The sequence below is a fragment of the Nocardioides sp. Leaf285 genome (assembly GCF_001422955.1).
Classification (GTDB): domain Bacteria; phylum Actinomycetota; class Actinomycetes; order Propionibacteriales; family Nocardioidaceae; genus Nocardioides; species Nocardioides kribbensis.
The window spans coordinates 470,485-486,347 of record NZ_LMNH01000001.1; the positions used below are offsets into that span (position 1 = coordinate 470,485).

Genomic DNA, 15,863 nt, shown 5'->3' on the forward strand with positions numbered 1-15,863 from the left:
CATGACCCTCCCGCAGATCCTGCCGCTCGCCGCGGCCGAGCTGGCCGAGCCCGTCGCGGGCGGCGGTCAGCTCGTGCTGGCGGCCCTGGCGGCCATCGCCCTCATCGTCGTCTCGATCACCTGGCTCAAGCTCCACCCGTTCCTCGCCCTGATCGTCGGTGCGCTGGCCGTCGGCATCCTGGCCGGGCAGAACGTCAACGGCGTCATCACGAGCTTCTCCACGGGCTTCGGGTCCACCGCGGCCGGCGTGGGGGCGCTCATCGCCCTGGGCGCGATGTTCGCCAAGCTCCTCGCCGACTCCGGCGGCGCCGACCAGATCGTCGACACGATCGTCGGCAAGGCCTCGCCCCGGGCGCTGCCCTGGGCCATGGCCGGTGTCGGTGCGCTCATCGGGCTGCCGATGTTCTTCGAGATCGGGCTCGTGCTGCTGATGCCGGTGATCTACCTGGTGGCCCGCCGCGCGCAGCTGTCGGTGATCACGATCGGCATCCCCACCCTGGCCGGGCTCTCGGCCATGCACGGCCTGGTGCCGCCGCACCCCGGCCCGCTGGTGGCCATCGACTCCCTCGGCGCCGACCTCGGCACGACGCTGGCGCTCGGCGTGCTCGTGGCCGTGCCGACCGTGGTCGTCGCGGGCCCCCTCTTCGGCAGGCTCGCCGGGCGCTGGGTCGACGTACCGGCCCCGGACCTCTTCGAGGCCGAGGAGCGCACCGACGCCGCCGCCCGGCCGGCCTTCGGCCTGACGGTCGCGACCGTGCTGCTCCCGGTGGTGCTGATGATGGCCAAGGCCCTGGTCGACATCGGCATCGAGGACGAGACCGACACGGTGCGGCAGGTCTTCGACGTCGTCGGCAACCCCTTCGCCGCCCTGCTGATCGCCGTGGTCGTGGCGATGTTCACCCTCGGGCGGGGCTCGGGCATGGACCGCGCCGCCATCACCTCCTCGGTCGAGAGCTCGCTGCCGGCCATCGCCGGCATCCTGCTCATCGTGGCCGCCGGCGGTGGGTTCAAGCAGGTGCTCGTCGACACCGGCATCGGCACGCTGCTGGCCGACTGGGCCGGCGACGCCAACGTGTCGGTGCTGCTCCTCGCCTGGGTCCTGGCCGTGCTCATCCGCCTCGCGACCGGCTCGGCCACGGTCGCCACCATCACCGCCTCGGCGCTCATGCTCGGCCTGGTCGAGGGGCTCAGCCAGGGCGAGGTCTCGCTGGTCGTGCTGGCCATCGGCGCGGGCTCGGTGTTCTTCTCCCACGTCAACGACGCCGGCTTCTGGCTGGTCAAGGAGTACTTCGGCCTGAGCGTCGGGCAGACCATCAAGTCGTGGTCGCTGATGGAGACCGTGCTGTCGGTGAGCGGGCTCGTCTTCGTGCTGCTGCTCGGCCTCGTGATCTGACGGGGAGGTCCGACGGGGAGGCCTGCGGGGCGATTTAGCCCACCCGGGGGTCTCTGGCATCATTGCTCGTCGAGTCCTGCGTGCCCGGTCCCTCTCACCCGGTCGCGCGGTGCCCTCGAGGCGATCGGGCCCGGTGTTTCCCCACCTGGTGCACGCTCCCTCACCCACCACGATAAACGAGGAGACACCACAAACGTGGCCGTCAAGATCCGCTTGAAGCGCCTGGGCAAGGTCCGGGTGCCGCAGTACCGCATCGTCGTCGTCGACTCGCGCAAGAAGCGTGACGGTCGAGTGATCGAGGAGATCGGCAAGTACCACCCCAAGGAGGACCCGTCGTACATCGACGTCGTCTCCGACCGGGCGCAGTACTGGCTGGGCGTCGGCGCGCAGCCGACCGAGGCCGTCGAGGCCATCCTCAAGGTCACCGGTGACTGGCAGACCTACAAGGGTCTCCCCGGCACCGAGGGCACGCTGAAGACGAAGGCCGCCAAGCGCGACAAGCTCGACATCTTCAACGAGGCCCTCGCCGAGGCGCACAGCAGCCCCAAGGGCGACGCCGTGACCAAGAAGGCCAGCAAGAAGGCCGACGAGAAGCCCGCCGAGGACAAGCCGGCCGAGGTCCCCGCCGACGAGACCCCCGCGGTCGCCGCCGAGCAGGCCGAGGCCGCCGAGACCCCGGCCGCTGACGCCGAGGCCGAGAAGACCGAGGCCTGAGCGTCGTGCTGGCCGAGGCGCTCGAGCACCTGGTCCGCGGCGTCGTCGACAACCCTGACGACGTCTCGGTCCGCGACAAGCAGCTGCGACGCGGCTCGATCCTCGAGGTCCGGGTCCACCCCGACGACCTCGGCAAGGTGATCGGTCGCGGCGGGCGCACGGCGTCGGCCTTCCGCACCGTCGTGTCGGCCCTGGCCGGTCGCGAGGGTGCACGCGTCGACTTCGTCGACGTCGACCGCCGCCGCTGAGCCCTCCGGGCCAGCAGCGCCGACCGGCAACCGCGTGAACGGGTGCCGCCCCCCGGGGCGGCACCCGTTCGGCATTTCGCACCACCCGCCACCACCGAGAGGACCCGCCGTGCCCCCGTCACTTCCGAGCGCCCCCGGCACGCCCCCGGGCGAGCCCACCATCGAGCTGGTCGTCGGCCGCATCGGCAAGCCCCACGGCATCCGCGGCGAGGTGACCGTCGACGTCCGCACCGACGAGCCCGAGCGCCGCTTCGGCGATGGCGCGGTGCTGCGCGCCGAGGCGCCCCGCGGCTCCTCCTCGCCGCTGCGCTCCGTGAGCGTCGTCCGGACCCGCTGGCACCAGGGCGTGCTCCTCGCGACCTTCGCCGAGCTGCCCGACCGCAATGCCGCCGAGGCCGCCCGCGGACTGCTGCTGCACGCCACGGTGCCGGCCGACGCGACACCCGACGACCCCGACGAGTACTACGACCACCAGCTGGTCGGCCTCGCGGTGCACGACCTCGACGGCACCGAACTCGGCACGGTCACCGCCCTGGTCCACGGTGGCGCCCAGGACCTGCTGACCGTGCGCACCCCGTCGGGTCGCGAGGGTCTCGTGCCCTTCGTCAAGGCGCTCGTGCCCGAGGTCGACCTCGTCGCGCGACGCGTCGTCGTGGCCGACCGACCGGGGCTCGTCACCCCGCTGCCCGAGGACGCCTGAGCCCGTCGTGCGCCTCGACTACCTCACGATCTTCCCCGACTACCTCGCGCCGCTGTCGCTCTCGCTGCCCGGCAAGGCGGTGGCCAAGGGTCTGATCGAGCTCCACGTGCACGACCTGCGCTCGTGGGCCCACGACCGCCACCGCACCGTCGATGACACGCCGTACGGCGGGGGCGCCGGCATGGTCATGAAGCCCGAGCCCTGGGGTGAGGCGCTCGACGAGGTGCTGGGTGCCGGCGGGCCCGGGCAGGCGCCGGCCACGGTGGTGTTCACGACGCCGTCGGGGGAGCCGATGACCCAGGCCCTGGCCCGCGAGCTGGCCGGTCGCGAGCGCCTGGTGTTCGCCTGTGGACGCTACGAGGGCATCGACCAGCGGGTGCTCGACCACGCCCGCACGGTCGCCGAGGTGCGGGAGGTCTCGCTCGGCGACTACGTGCTCAACGGTGGCGAGGTGGCGGCGCTCGCCATCACCGAGGCGGTCGTGCGACTGCTGCCGGGCTTCATGGGCAACGCCGCCTCGCTGGTCGAGGAGTCGCACGAGGACGGCCTGCTGGAGTACCCCGTCTACACCAAGCCCGCGTCGTGGCGAGGCCTCGACGTGCCGCCCGTGCTCCTCGGCGGCAACCACGGCGCGATCGCGGCCTGGCGCCACGACCAGGCCGTGCGCCGCACGGCCGAGCGGCGCCCCGACCTGCTGCACGCCAGCGCCGCGGTGAGCGGGGAGTGGGCCGTCGTGCCGGCCGTGCGCGGCGACGCGGCCGAGCTCCTCACCCTCCAGCTGGCGTGCTGGGTGGGCGAGGCGATGGTCAACGGCGACCTCACCCTCCCTCCGCTGCAGGAGAGCCTCGAGGACGTCACGGCCTCGCTGTCGTCGTGGGACACCTACGTCGTGCGCTCGGCCGGGCGTCTCGTCGGGTCGGTGCGGGGAAGGCTCGACGGGCGCACCTGGGAGATCGGGCGTCTGATGGTGGCCCCCGACCTGCGCGGGCGCGGGCTGGGACGCCACCTGCTCGAGCACGCCGAGCGCGTCGCGGCGCCGGAGGCCACGGCGTACCGGCTCTTCACGGGGGCCGCGAGCACCGCCAACCTGCGCCGCTACAAGCGCGCGGGCTACTCGGTGCGCGAGGTGCTCGACGGTCCCTCGGGGCCCGCGGTGCTGACCAAGCCCCGCCGCGGCTGACGCTCCCCGGCCGCTCAGGCTGATTCACCCCCGCCCGCCCGGCTGTGGCAGACTTGCGCACCGGCCAGTCGGCCAAATCCGGATCACCCCGAGGCGCTGCCCAGCAGCCGCCGGCAGGGGGGTCTGCGTCGGGCACCTGCCACAGGGGGAGCACGACGCCGCCGGCCACTCGCACTGCGCCCGACACCTGAACACGTACGACCATCCGACACCGCGGCTGACCTGTGGCACCCGCGAGGAGAACCATGACCAACGTGATTGCCGAGCTCGGCAACTCCCTCAAGCGCGACGACGTCCCGGCCTTCCGCGCCGGCGACACCATCAAGGTCCACGTCAAGGTCGTCGAGGGCAACCGCTCCCGCGTCCAGGTGTTCCAGGGCGTCGTCATCCGCGTCCAGGGCTCCGGCATCGGCCGCACCTTCACCGTGCGCAAGGTGTCCTTCGGCGTCGGCGTCGAGCGCACCTTCCCCCTGAACTCCCCGATCTTCGAGGAGATCGAGATCGTGACCCGCGGTGACGTGCGTCGCGCCAAGCTCTACTACCTGCGCAACCTGCGCGGCAAGAAGGCGAAGATCAAGGAGCGCCGCGAGGCCTGAGCGGTTCTGCTCCCCGCAGCACCACCGGCTTCCTAGACTCACCCGCGTGACCTCACCCGACCGCGACCCCGTGCCCGTCGAGAGCGACGGCACCGCGCACCCGACCGAGACCGGTCGGGGCGCGGAGCCCGACCCGGCCGTCACGGAGTCGCGGTCGCGGTCGTTCCCGGGCGCGCGCGGACCGCGCCGGGAGCGCTCGCTGCCGTTCGGGGTCGAGACGCTGGTGCTGCTCGCCGTCGCGGTGGGCCTGGCGGTGCTGGTGAAGACCTTCCTCCTGCAGGTCTTCTACATCCCCTCGGAGTCGATGGAGCCCGGCCTGGTCGAGAACGACCGGATCGTCGTGCAGAAGGTCTCCTACTGGGGCGGTGGGACCCCCGAGCGCGGTGACGTCGTGGTCTTCCAGGACCCCGGCGACTGGCTGGGCGAGGAGGAGACGCGCACCGCGAGCAACCCGGTCACCAAGGGCCTCGACGCGCTCGGCCTCTACCCCGGTGGCGGCCACCTCGTGAAGCGCGTCGTCGGCGTCGCGGGCGACACCATCGTGTGCTGCGACGAGGCCGGGCGGATCAGCGTCAACGGCCTGCCCATGGAGGAGGACGCCTACGTCCTCGACGAGAAGAACATCAAGTGCCGCGGGCCGATGCTCGGCGACTGCGACTGGCAGGCGGGACCCGTGCCGGAGGGCACCGTCTTCGTGATGGGCGACAACCGCGGCCACTCCGCCGACTCCAGCTTCCAGATGTGCGCCGAGGGCGACACCGCCTGCGTGCCGGGCGACGAGTTCGTGCCGGTCGACGACATCGTCGGCAAGGTGATGGCCGTCTTCTGGCCCGTCGGGCACGCCGGGCTGCTCGATCGCCCCGACGTCTTCGCGGACGTGCCCGACCCGTCGTGAGCCTGCTCCCGCGCGGTGCCACGGTCCGGCGCGACGCCGGGCTCTACGGCTACGAGCGCGCCCTGCGGCGCCACGGCATCGAGACCGTGGCCGGGGTCGATGAGGCCGGGCGCGGCGCCTGCGCCGGCCCGCTCGTGGCCGGGGCCTGCATCCTGCCCGCCGGTCGGGCGGGGATCGTGCCGGGACTGGCCGACTCCAAGCTGCTGACCGAGCGGGCCCGCGAGCGGTGCTACGACCAGGTCGTGCGGCGTGCCCTCGCCTGGTCGGTCGTCGTGGTCTCGCAGGAGGAGTGCGACCGCCTCGGCATGCACGTCGCCAACATCGAGGCGCTGCGCCGTGCGGTGGCCCTGCTCGACGTGGCCCCCGACTACGTGCTGACCGACGGCTTCCCCGTCGACGGCCTCGGCGCGCCGGGGCTGGCGGTCTGGAAGGGCGACCGGGTGGCCGCCTGCATCTCCGCGGCCTCGGTGCTGGCCAAGGTGACCCGCGACCGGATCATGACCGAGCTGCACGAGCAGTGGCCGGCCTACGACTTCGCCACCCACAAGGGCTACATCACCGAGACCCACACCGCGGCGCTGCGCGAGCACGGCCCCTCGCCGGTGCACCGGATGCGCTTCGTCAACGTCCGCCGCGCCGCGGGTCTGGAGCCCCCCGCGGGCTCAGAGCCGCTCGGGCAGCCCGAAGCGGGTCTGCACCCCGGTCGAGAACAGCACCGAGTCGGGCGCTGACCCGCTCACCCCGGGGAGCCCGGCCGCGGCGACCAGCTCGTCGTCGAGGGCGCTCACCCGGGCGCGGCGCAAGGGCCACGGGCCGTGGGTGTTGGGCACCCACAGCGTGCGCCCCAGCACGCTGGTGTGCAGCCCGAAGCGGGCGGTGAGGAAGAGGTCGAGGGGGTCGGGCTCGGCGACCGGCTCGCCCACCTCGATCTCGAGGCGACTGCGCGCGCGGCCGCGGGCGCGGCGTACGGAGTCGTAGCGGACGCGGGCGCCGGTGACGTCGGCGTCGTGGGGGAGCGCGGCCGGGTCCATCCTCATGCCGGCCCAGCGGTAGGGCACGTTGAAGGTGAGGTTGGCGCCGGCGACCACCGCGAGCCGCTCGGCCTCGAGGGAGCGGAAGACCACGCCGTGACGGCCGCGGTCGTCGGTGGAGTAGAGCCTGACGTTGGTCTCGAGGAACGTGCCGAACCACGGCGCCGTGCTGCGCCGCCCGAAGCCCGCCCCGACCATCCGGAAGGGGATGAGGCCGACCCAGGCGCTGCCGTCGTGCAGGTCGGGGCGCACCCCCGGCGGGAGCAGCGGTGCCACCCGGTCGGGATCGACGCGCCAGTGGACGAAGGTGATGTCGCGCCACCACTGGTTCATGATCGGGCGGCCCGGCAGCGGGGGCCCCTGGGCCTCGACGGGCCGCCCCGGGCCTGGGGGCACTCGGGTGTCGCTCACGTGTCTACGATGCCAGTGCGCACGGCCCGCGACCCCACCCCTCGGGCCCGCCCGCGCCGACGACGAGGAGAGCGATGAGCGCCGAGGATCTCGAGAAGTACGAGACCGAGATGGAGCTGACCCTCTACCGCGAGTACCGCGACGTCGTGGGCATCTTCAAGTACGTCGTCGAGACCGACCGGCGCTTCTACCTGTGCAACCAGGTCGACGTGAAGGCGCGCACCGAGGCCGGCGACGTCTTCTTCGAGGTGTCGATGAGCGACGCCTGGGTCTGGGACATGTACCGCCCCGCCCGCTTCGCCAAGAACGTGAAGGTGCTGACGTTCAAGGACGTCAACGTCGAGGAGCTCAGTCCTTCGGACATGGATCTGCCCGAGAAGTAGTCCTTTCGGGCCATCTGCCCCCAGCTGGCCGCGCGCCCCTGAGCGCCTTCCCTAGCCTCGCTCGTGGAGCTCGGGGGCTGCTGTGCGGGGTGAGGGAGACATGGGTCTGCGACAGGGACGCGACCGCGAACGGGGCGCGGCCGCGGTCGAGTTCGCCCTCGTGGCACCGCTGCTGCTGCTGCTCGTCTTCGGCATCATCACCTACGGCTACATGCTGAGCTTCCGCCAGGCGATCAGCCAGGGGGCGGCCGAGGGCGCCCGCGCGGCCGCCGTGGGCGCCCAGGCCTTCAACACCACCCAGGAGGCCTCGCGCCGCACGGCGGCCCTGGCGAGCGTGAACGAGGCGCTCCAGAGCTACGGCGTCTCCTGCAGCTCCGGTGCCACCTGCACGGTCACCTTTACCACCTGCGGCAGCGCCCGCTGCGTGCAGGTGCTGGTGTCCTACCCCTACGCCGCCCAGCCGCTGACCCCGAAGCTCCCGCTCGTGCCGCTGCCGCAGACGCTGAGCTACACCGCGACGGCGAGGGTGAGCTGATGCTGCGGGGCACCTGGTGCGTGCACCGTGACGAGCGCGGCCAGCGCGGCGCCGTCGCGGTCTTCCTCGCGGTCACCATCGCCCTGCTGCTCGCCGTGGCCGCGCTCGCCGTCGACCTCGGCACCCAGCGCGTCGTGCGCCGTGACATGCAGGCCATCGCCGACGTCGTCGCGCTCGACATGGCCCGTGAGATCGACGGCCGCTCCCAGGCCCAGCTGGCCGCGCTGGTGACCACCTCGTCCACCTCGCTGCTGAGCCAGAGCGTCGCCCGGAACAGCACCACCCTCGGCGACGACCTCGTCGTGACCGCCGACTGGGGATCGTGGAACGGCACGACCTGGAACACGACCGCCGAGCCGCCCACCGCCGTCAAGGTCGTGGCCAGCGCGAGCACCGACTTCGCCTTCGCCGCCGGCTCGGGCAGCGCGACGCGCACGGCGTACGCCACCTCGACGACGACCGCCTGCCACGCCCTGGGGTCCTACGCCGCGGCGGTGCGCAGCAACGACTCGGCCCTGCTCGCCCCGCTCAACAGCCTGCTGGGGGTCAACCTCACGCTGGTCGGCTACCAGGGCATCGCCAACACCGAGGTGAGCCTGGCCCAGCTGGCCGCGACCGCCGTGCTCGGCACCGAGACCGAGCTGCTCACCGCGCCGGTGGCCTTCGGCGACCTGGTCAAGGGCACCATCGACGTGCTCAACAAGGAGAAGCCGGCCGGCTACAGCGCGGCCGTCAGCGCCCTCGGCTCCTTCCTGGCCGTCGCCGGCAGCGTGCCGGCGGTGCGGCTGGGCTCGCTGCTCAACATCTCCCCGACCGACAGCGCCGCCCTGGAGACCGGGCTCAACGTGCTCGACCTGATCGCGGGCTCGGTCGGCGTCGCCACCGGCCAGCACGCCGTGGCCATCCCCAACCTCCAGGCCCAGGTGCCCGGCCTCGGCAGCCAGGTGACCGGCGGGATCTTCGTGCAGCAGGGCAGGCAGACCGCCTGCGGCGCGCCCAACTCGGCCGAGGCGCGCGCGGCCACCAGCCAGATCTCCGGCGACCTGGGCCTGACCTTCGTCAACCTCCCGAGCATGAACCTCAACCTCGGCCTGGTGAAGGGCACCCTGCAGACCCCCAAGGCCACCGGGAGCGTGCACCTCAAGCTCGGCAACGCCACCTCCCAGCTCGTCGACCCACCCCAGGTCCACTGCGGCAACGGCACCACGACCGACCCCTCGACCTTCTCCGTGGCCGTGGCCAGCGGGCTCGCGGAGTACAGCCTCACCGTCGACCTCGAGGTCAAGGGCACCCTCAAGCTCGAGCTGCTGCTGACCTCGGTCGACGTGGCGGTCGACGTGGGGGTCAGGCTGACCATGAGCAGCCCCGCCCCGGCCGCGACCAGCACCGTCTCACTTGCGCTGCCTCCCAACGACGTCACGCCGAAGTCGACCGGCGGCACCGTCAACGTGCTCAGCTCGGTGGTGCCCACCATCACCTCCTCCTCCATCACCGCCGCCGGCCTGACCCTCAACGCCAGCCAGATCACCTCCGTCACCACGGCGGTGCTCGACGGGCTCACCAACGGGCCCAACGCCTTCGTCAACAAGACCCTCACCCCGCTGGCCGGCAACCTCGACAGCCAGCTCGTCGGCCCGGTCGCCAGGCTCCTGGGCGTGCGGGTGGGTGGCGCCGACGTGTTCGCCCTCGAGGCGGTGTGCAGCCTCCCCGCGCTGCGCGGCTGAGCCGGTCGCCGTCCTCCGGCGGGACGCGGGCCGTGGTGGATCTGTTACCGATCTGAGGATCTCGCGTTGATTTTACCGAGCGAGCGCTCAGCACGGGTTCAGCCCGACCGATGCTCCTTGTCGCTGACGCGCGTCCACCGGGGGACCTGAGCAGCGCTCCCGAGAGGTGACCGGCTGTGGGCACGAGGCGAGCGGCACCGCAGCGCTCCGAGCGGGGCGCGACCGTCGTCGAGTTCGCCCTGCTCATGCCGGTGCTCTTCCTGCTGCTCTTCGGGATCATCCAGTACGGCCTGTACTTCTGGGCCATGCAGGGCGGCAGCGACATCGCCCGCAACGCCGCCCGGATGGCGGCCGTCGGCGACCCCGCGACCTGCGCCGCCTACCGCACCGCCGTCGCCGCCGACATCCAGGGCCTCACCGGGTCGGGCTCCACCGCGACCGTGCGGCGCAGCTACGCCACCGCGCTGCCGAGCCAGGTGCAGGTGGGCGACGTGGTCACGGTGACGGTGCAGTTCGACAGCTTCGACCTGCAGCTGCCGATCCTGCCCTTCGTCGACGACGGGGAGGTCAACGCCACCGCCGAGGCGCGCGTCGAGTTCGTGCCGCGCCAGCCCGAGGCGTGCCCGTGACCGGGTGGTGCGCCCGCCCGGCCGCTCCCCGGGCGGCGGGGCGCTGCCGGCGTACGCGGGACGAGGGCGGGGCCATGGCGGTGATGATCGCCGTGATGGCCGTCGTGCTCTTCGGGGTGTCCGCGCTCGCGGTCGACCTCGGCAACGCCTGGTCCCGGGGGCGCGCGGTGCAGAAGCAGGCCGACGTCACGGCGACCAGCGCCGGGTGGCGCCTGCCGATGAGGGTGTCGGTGCCGGCGGCCGCGCCCGCGGCGATCGCGGCCGACGCGGCCCGTTACCTCAACGCCAACCGCGCCCCCGGCCAGCCGGTCGCCACCGGGTCGGCCCTGCTCGACGGCCAGCGCGCCAACGGCGAGGTGTCCTTCGAGCACGCCGACGGCACGGCCTGCGCCGACGTCTGCGTGCAGATGGAGGTCGTGGCGCCGGCCGCCCACGTCGAGTTCGGCCTCGCCGGCGTGCTCGGCCGGACGGCCGTCGACGTGCAGCGGGTCGCGACGGTCAGGGTGGTCTCGCCGCTGCCGTCGCCCGCCGACATGGTGCCCTTCTGGCTGCCCGACGGGTGCGCCCTCGGCCCGGCCGCCGCCGACACCACCGGCGGCAACTCGCTCGCCGCGACCACGACCACGACCGTCGCCCCCAGCCCGACGCCCAGCCCGACGCCCACAGCCACGGCAGGCGCCACGGGCAGCCCGACCGCGACGGCGAGCCCGAGCGCCACGACGACGACCACGACGACGACCGCGACCACGACCACGACCACGACCACGACCACGGTGGCCTCACCCGGCATCCCGGTGGGGTCCCACCGGATCACCAGCCCCCGCACCCTGAGCGTCACGGTCGGGCAGCAGCTCAGCGTCTCCCAGCTCCAGGTCGACTCCATCCCCAGCAACACCGACCGTGCCTCGATCCGGTTCTACTCACCCGACGGCTCCACCTACGTCGACTACGCCGCCCAGGACGTCGGCAAGACCAACCCGCTGGTCGTGCCGACCTTCACCGTGGGCGGCGAGGTGTCGGCCACCCCCGGCACGTGGCGGGTCTACGCCCTGATCCAGGCGAAGGGCAACGCCCGGCTGGAGATCTCCGCCAACCACCTCGACTACGTGGTGGTCGGCCCGTCGCCCTCGCCGACCCCCACCCCCAGCCCGACCCCGACGGCCAGCCCGACCCCGACGGCGAGCCCGAGCCTGAGCCCGAGCGCCGGGCCCTCGCCCACCCAGAGCCCGTCCCCGACGGCGACGCCGACCCCGACACCCGAGCCGGCGCCGTCGCCGACCGGGGTGCCCGTGGGCTGCGTGGGTCAGGACCGCGGCAACTTCGGCCAGCTCGACAGCCCCCGGCGCGACGGCCTCACCGGGCAGCGACGGCTCGCGGCCAACATCGCCGGCGGGCTCGACCACCAGCTGGTGCCCTACTCCTTCGCCGTGGGCCAGACCGTCACCAAGGAGTGCGGCAGCGGCTCCTCCTGGATCAGCGGAGCCGTGCCGGACGACCAGCCCCTCGACGGCCGCAACTGCATCCTCGGCGACACCGGCAACGACGGCCCGGCCCTCTACGACGGCTTCGTCAGCGGCACGGGGTCGAGGCCGGGGCGCCTCGACGTGCGCAACGGCGCCACCACCTGCCCGGGTCGCGGCGACCTCGTCGTCGGCAGCGTGCGGCTGAACAACGACGTGCTCTCCTGCTTCCTGCGCAACGGCGCCACGCTCGACTCGCTGACCCGCACGGGGGTGTCGGCCACGATGCTGGCGCCGGAGGTCGTCGACTCGCCCCGGCTCGTGTGGCTCCCGGTGGTCTACGCCACCGACCGGGCCCAGAAGCGCTTCCAGCCGATCCTGGACTTCGTGCCCGGCTTCCTCACCGACGAGACCCAGAGCAGCGCCGCCTCGGCCTCCAACGGCCTGGCGATCAACGGCAACTCGGTCAAGGCGCTCCAGGTCTTCGTCTTCGACAAGGCGGCCCTCCCGGTCGACGCGCAGGCGCCCACGGTGGCCTACGACGCCGACCTCGGGCCCAGCATCGTGCGCCTCGTCGGCTGAGCCGACGCGACGTCCGGCCCGGGCCGGACCACGAGTCGTCCACAGACGCGCGCGACCGGAACGTCCTCCACACCCTCCTGCAGCGGCACCCCACGCACCGGCGATCCGGAGGAGCCTCCTTCCCAGGAGGTCCCATGACGACGACGGCAGGATCACGACAGGCCCTGGGTGCCTACGGCGAGGCGTTCGCCGAGCGTCACCTCGTGGCGCAGGGGATGACGGTGCTCGCACGCAACTGGCGCTGCCCGGCAGGAGAGATCGACCTCGTCCTGCGCGACGGCGACGTCCTGGTGGTCTGCGAGGTCAAGACCCGCAGCAGCCTGGGCCGTGGCACGCCGCACGAGGCGGTCACCGACGCCAAGCTCGACCGGTTGCTGCGCCTCGGCGAGGCGTGGCGGGTGGAGCAGGGGTTGGGGCGCGTCGAGCTACGCATCGACCTGGTGGCGGTGCTGCGGCCCCGCCAGGGCGCCTCGACGATCGACCACGTGCGGGGGCTGGTCTGATGAGCACGGCGACCGCGCGGTCGGTGTCCCTGCACGGCGCCCTGGGGCACCTCATCGACGTCCAGACCGACGTGTCACCCGGCCAGGTGGGGCTCACGCTCGTCGGCCGACCCGACGCCTCGCTCAACGAGTCGCGCGACCGCTGCCGCATGGCCGTCATCAACGGCGGCTTCGAGTGGCCCTCCACCAAGCGCATCACGATCCTGCTGTCCCCGGCCGACCTGCTCAAGCGCGGGACGCACTTCGACCTGGCCATCGCCGTGTCGGTGCTCGCTGCCGACGGCACGGTGCCGAAGGCCGCACTCGACGGGGTCGTGCTCATCGGCGAGCTCACCCTCGACGGCAACCTGCGCGGCGTGCACGGGGTCCTCCCGATGGTGCTGGCGGCCGCGGCGCGGGGGGTGCGCCGGGTCTTCGTGCCCGAGCCGCAGGCGCACGAGGCCGCGATGGTGCCCGACATGGAGGTCCTCGGGGTGCGGTCGCTGGGTCAGGTGGTCGCCGAGCTCCGCGGTGACGAGGTGCCCTGGGCGCCTCCGGTGGCCTCGGCGAGCGGGAGCCGTCTGCTCGCCTGGCGCGGCGACGAGCGCCGCGAGGAGGGCGACTTCGCCGACCTGCTGGGTCTCGAGGACACCCGCTTCGCCGTCGAGGTCGCCGCCGCGGGTGGCCACCACCTGATGCTGGAGGGGCCCAAGGGGGCCGGCAAGACCAGCATCGCCGAGCGCATCCCGACCATCCTCCCCGACCTCACCGGCTCGGAGTCCCTCGAGCTCACCGCGATCCACTCCCTGGCCGGGGTGCTGGAGCCGGGCGCGGGCATGGTGGTCCGGCCTCCCTTCAGCGCCCCCCACCACGACGCCAGCAAGGCCAGCCTCATCGGCGGCGGCAGCGGCGCGGTGCGGCCCGGCGAGCTGAGCCGGACCCACCTCGGGGTCCTGTTCCTCGACGAGTTCCCGCTCTTCCACAGCGACGTCATCGACGCGCTGCGCCAGCCGCTCGAGAGCGGCGACGTCACCGTGGCGCGCCGCGAGGAGTCGGTCACGCTGCCGGCGCGGGCCATGGTGGTGCTCGCCTGCAACCCCTGCCCCTGCGGCGAGTACGCCCCGCGGTCGGGCTCGATGAGCTGCGGGTGCACCGAGCGCAAGCGTCGCGACTACCGCGCCCGCATCACCGGTCCCATCGCCGACCGCATCGACGTCGTGCGCTACGTCGAGCCCCTGGCCCCGCACGACCAGCGCGACGTCTTCAGCCGTGCCGAGCCCTCCGAGGTGGTGCGGCGCCGGGTGTCCCTGGCCCGTCGCCGCCAGGCCGACCGCTACGCCGGGTGCAGCTGGCGGCTCAACGCCCACACCCCGGGCCCGCAGCTGCGTGACCGGTGGCGGTTGGACGCCGACGCCCAGCGGGTGGTCGACGATCAGGTCTACGCCGGCCAGCTGACCGGGCGCGGTGCGGTGAGGGTCAACCGCCTCGCCTGGACCGTCCTCGACCTCCTGCCCGACGAGCGGGCCCGACCGGGGCTCGACGAGGTCGAGGTGGCGCTGCGGCTGCGTCGGGGCGAGCCGCTGCTGTCCTCGACGCTGCGGCGCGCCGGATGAGCCGGCGACCCACCGGGTCGGCGCCACGGGTCGGGCTCGCTGACCGGCTGGCCCGCGTCGCGCTGAGCAGGCTCGCCGAGCCGGGCGACCTGCGGATGAACACCCTGGTCACCGATCTCGGACCCGTCGCCGTCCACGAGCATCTCACCTCCCAGCACGACCTGCACGGCCTGCTCGACGACGTCGGGCAGCGGCTGGAGGCCCTCGATCCCGAGCGGGAGCTCGTGCAGGCCGAGGAGCGGGGGATCCGCTTCGTCGTGCCAGGCGACCCCGAGTGGCCCGCGGGCCTCGACGACCTGCGGTCGGCCGACCCGCTCCACGACCGCGGCGGCGTGCCGATCGGACTGTGGGTGCGCGGGCCCCTGCGTCTCGACGAGCTCGCCGGGGGAGTGGCGGTGGTCGGCTCGCGCTCGTCGACGACCTACGGCGAGAGCGTCGCGCGTGACATCGCCGCCCGGGTGTCGCTCACCGGGCTCACCGCGGTCTCGGGAGCGGCCTTCGGCATCGACCAGGCGGCCCACCGCGGGGCGCTCGCCTCGGGTGCGCCGACCGCGGCGGTCCTCGCGTGCGGTGCCGACCGGAGCTACCCCGCCGCCCACTCGACCCTGCTGGACCACATCGCCGCCGTCGGCGCGGTGGTCTCGGAGACGGCACCGGGATTGCCGCCCACCCGCATCCGCTTCCTCAGCCGCAACCGGCTCATCGCCGCGCTGACCTGCGGCACCGTCGTCGTCGAGGCGGCCGCCCGCAGCGGCGCCCTCAACACCGCCAACTGGGCCGGCCGGCTCCACCGGGTCGTGATGGGGGTGCCGGGACCCGTGACCAGCGCGCCGTCGCAGGGCGTCCACCAGCTCCTGCGCTCCGGTGCCGCGGCGCTGGTGACGGGCGGGGCCGACGTCCTCGAGCTCGTGGGAGCCAGCGGCGAGCACCTGGTCGAGGAGCCCCGCGGCCCGGTGCGCCGTCGCGACCGCCTCAGCCGGCGCGACCAGCAGGTCCTCGACGGTGTGCCGGTCGCGCGCGCCGCGCCCGCCGACTCCGTGGCCCGGGCCGCGGGGCTCGGGCTGCTCGAGGTGCAGTCGGCCCTGAGCCGCCTGCACCGCGCGGGGCTCGTGGAGCACGGTGAGGAGGGCTGGCGGCTCGCCGCCCTGGCTCACGACTGAGCAGGCCCACCCGGCCTAGCATCGCCGGATGAGCACCCCGGCGCCGGACGACAGGGCAGCCGCCGTCGCCGCGTCGCCGGGCACGGGTGGGCCGGCTGACGACGGGCGGTCGGCCGAGCCCACCGAG

At 73.5% G+C, this 15,863-nt stretch carries 17 protein-coding genes and 1 pseudogene; 17 read left to right on the forward strand and 1 reads right to left on the reverse strand.

The genetic code is table 11. The annotated features are described in order from the left end of the window. Nucleotide 1: 1 nt before the first annotated feature. The 9 genes and pseudogenes from ASF47_RS02240 to ASF47_RS02275 all read left to right on the forward strand — a co-directional run bounded on the left by ASF47_RS02240 (nucleotide 2) and on the right by ASF47_RS02275 (nucleotide 6,457). The gene (locus tag ASF47_RS02240; protein WP_056862368.1) at nucleotides 2-1,393 is read left to right on the forward strand and encodes a GntP family permease; all 1,392 of its coding nucleotides are present in this window, start codon (nucleotides 2-4) and stop codon (nucleotides 1,391-1,393) included. Between the two features lie 195 nt (nucleotides 1,394-1,588). Further along, on the forward strand, nucleotides 1,589-2,107 hold the full coding sequence (rpsP, locus tag ASF47_RS02245) for a 30S ribosomal protein S16 (RefSeq protein ID WP_056862369.1): 519 nt from the start codon (nucleotides 1,589-1,591) through the stop codon (nucleotides 2,105-2,107). Nucleotides 2,108-2,112: 5 nt separating this feature from the next. Beyond that, nucleotides 2,113-2,355: an RNA-binding protein gene (locus tag ASF47_RS02250; RefSeq protein ID WP_056862370.1), complete on the forward strand. Its 243-nt coding sequence runs from the start codon at nucleotides 2,113-2,115 to the stop codon at nucleotides 2,353-2,355. A gap of 109 nt (nucleotides 2,356-2,464) precedes the next feature. Further along, nucleotides 2,465-3,055, forward strand: a complete 591-nt coding sequence (gene rimM, locus ASF47_RS02255; RefSeq protein WP_235558583.1) for a ribosome maturation factor RimM — start codon at nucleotides 2,465-2,467, stop codon at nucleotides 3,053-3,055. A gap of 7 nt (nucleotides 3,056-3,062) precedes the next feature. Next, nucleotides 3,063-3,770: pseudogene (trmD, locus tag ASF47_RS21795) on the forward strand (tRNA (guanosine(37)-N1)-methyltransferase TrmD); the annotation flags it as partial. A gap of 87 nt (nucleotides 3,771-3,857) precedes the next feature. Continuing rightward, the gene (locus ASF47_RS21800; protein WP_235558635.1) at nucleotides 3,858-4,235 is read left to right on the forward strand and encodes a GNAT family N-acetyltransferase; all 378 of its coding nucleotides are present in this window, start codon (nucleotides 3,858-3,860) and stop codon (nucleotides 4,233-4,235) included. 245 nt (nucleotides 4,236-4,480) lie between these two features. Then, nucleotides 4,481-4,831: a 50S ribosomal protein L19 gene (gene rplS / locus ASF47_RS02265; protein ID WP_056862372.1), complete on the forward strand. Its 351-nt coding sequence runs from the start codon at nucleotides 4,481-4,483 to the stop codon at nucleotides 4,829-4,831. A 46-nt stretch (nucleotides 4,832-4,877) separates the two neighbouring features. Beyond that, nucleotides 4,878-5,726, forward strand: coding sequence for a signal peptidase I (lepB, locus tag ASF47_RS02270; RefSeq protein ID WP_082499912.1), 849 nt, complete (start codon nucleotides 4,878-4,880; stop codon nucleotides 5,724-5,726). Then, complete coding sequence (locus ASF47_RS02275; protein WP_056862373.1) at nucleotides 5,723-6,457, forward strand: ribonuclease HII; 735 nt, start codon at nucleotides 5,723-5,725, stop codon at nucleotides 6,455-6,457. The genes lepB and ASF47_RS02275 overlap by 4 nt, the downstream gene beginning before the upstream one ends. Here the strand turns inward: ASF47_RS02275 and ASF47_RS02280 are convergent. Next, on the reverse strand, nucleotides 6,389-7,168 hold the full coding sequence (locus ASF47_RS02280; RefSeq protein ID WP_235557657.1) for a YqjF family protein: 780 nt from the start codon (nucleotides 7,166-7,168) through the stop codon (nucleotides 6,389-6,391). The genes ASF47_RS02275 and ASF47_RS02280 overlap by 69 nt on opposite strands. Nucleotides 7,169-7,242: 74 nt before the next feature. Between ASF47_RS02280 and ASF47_RS02285 the strand changes: the two genes are divergently transcribed. The 8 genes from ASF47_RS02285 to dprA all read left to right on the forward strand — a co-directional run bounded on the left by ASF47_RS02285 (nucleotide 7,243) and on the right by dprA (nucleotide 15,736). Further along, nucleotides 7,243-7,551, forward strand: a complete 309-nt coding sequence (locus ASF47_RS02285) for a DUF2469 domain-containing protein (RefSeq protein ID WP_056862375.1) — start codon at nucleotides 7,243-7,245, stop codon at nucleotides 7,549-7,551. A 100-nt stretch (nucleotides 7,552-7,651) separates the two neighbouring features. Then, the gene (locus ASF47_RS02290; protein ID WP_056862376.1) at nucleotides 7,652-8,086 is read left to right on the forward strand and encodes a TadE/TadG family type IV pilus assembly protein; all 435 of its coding nucleotides are present in this window, start codon (nucleotides 7,652-7,654) and stop codon (nucleotides 8,084-8,086) included. Beyond that, nucleotides 8,086-9,810, forward strand: a complete 1,725-nt coding sequence (locus ASF47_RS02295; protein ID WP_056862377.1) for a pilus assembly protein TadG-related protein — start codon at nucleotides 8,086-8,088, stop codon at nucleotides 9,808-9,810. Before ASF47_RS02290 ends, ASF47_RS02295 begins: the two co-directional genes overlap by 1 nt. A 176-nt stretch (nucleotides 9,811-9,986) precedes the next feature. After that, nucleotides 9,987-10,439, forward strand: coding sequence for a TadE/TadG family type IV pilus assembly protein (locus ASF47_RS02300; RefSeq protein WP_056862378.1), 453 nt, complete (start codon nucleotides 9,987-9,989; stop codon nucleotides 10,437-10,439). 74 nt (nucleotides 10,440-10,513) lie between these two features. Further along, a complete protein-coding gene (locus tag ASF47_RS21620) occupies nucleotides 10,514-12,481 on the forward strand; it encodes a hypothetical protein (RefSeq protein ID WP_056862379.1) in 1,968 nt (655 codons plus the stop codon). A 134-nt stretch (nucleotides 12,482-12,615) separates the two neighbouring features. After that, nucleotides 12,616-12,984: a YraN family protein gene (locus ASF47_RS02310; protein WP_056862380.1), complete on the forward strand. Its 369-nt coding sequence runs from the start codon at nucleotides 12,616-12,618 to the stop codon at nucleotides 12,982-12,984. Next, nucleotides 12,984-14,576 carry a YifB family Mg chelatase-like AAA ATPase gene (locus ASF47_RS02315; RefSeq protein WP_056862381.1) on the forward strand — a complete coding sequence of 531 codons (1,593 nt, stop codon included), beginning with the start codon at nucleotides 12,984-12,986 and terminating at the stop codon, nucleotides 14,574-14,576. Before ASF47_RS02310 ends, ASF47_RS02315 begins: the two co-directional genes overlap by 1 nt. Then, nucleotides 14,573-15,736: a DNA-processing protein DprA gene (gene dprA, locus ASF47_RS02320; RefSeq protein ID WP_056862382.1), complete on the forward strand. Its 1,164-nt coding sequence runs from the start codon at nucleotides 14,573-14,575 to the stop codon at nucleotides 15,734-15,736. Before ASF47_RS02315 ends, dprA begins: the two co-directional genes overlap by 4 nt. Nucleotides 15,737-15,863: the final 127 nt, after the last annotated feature.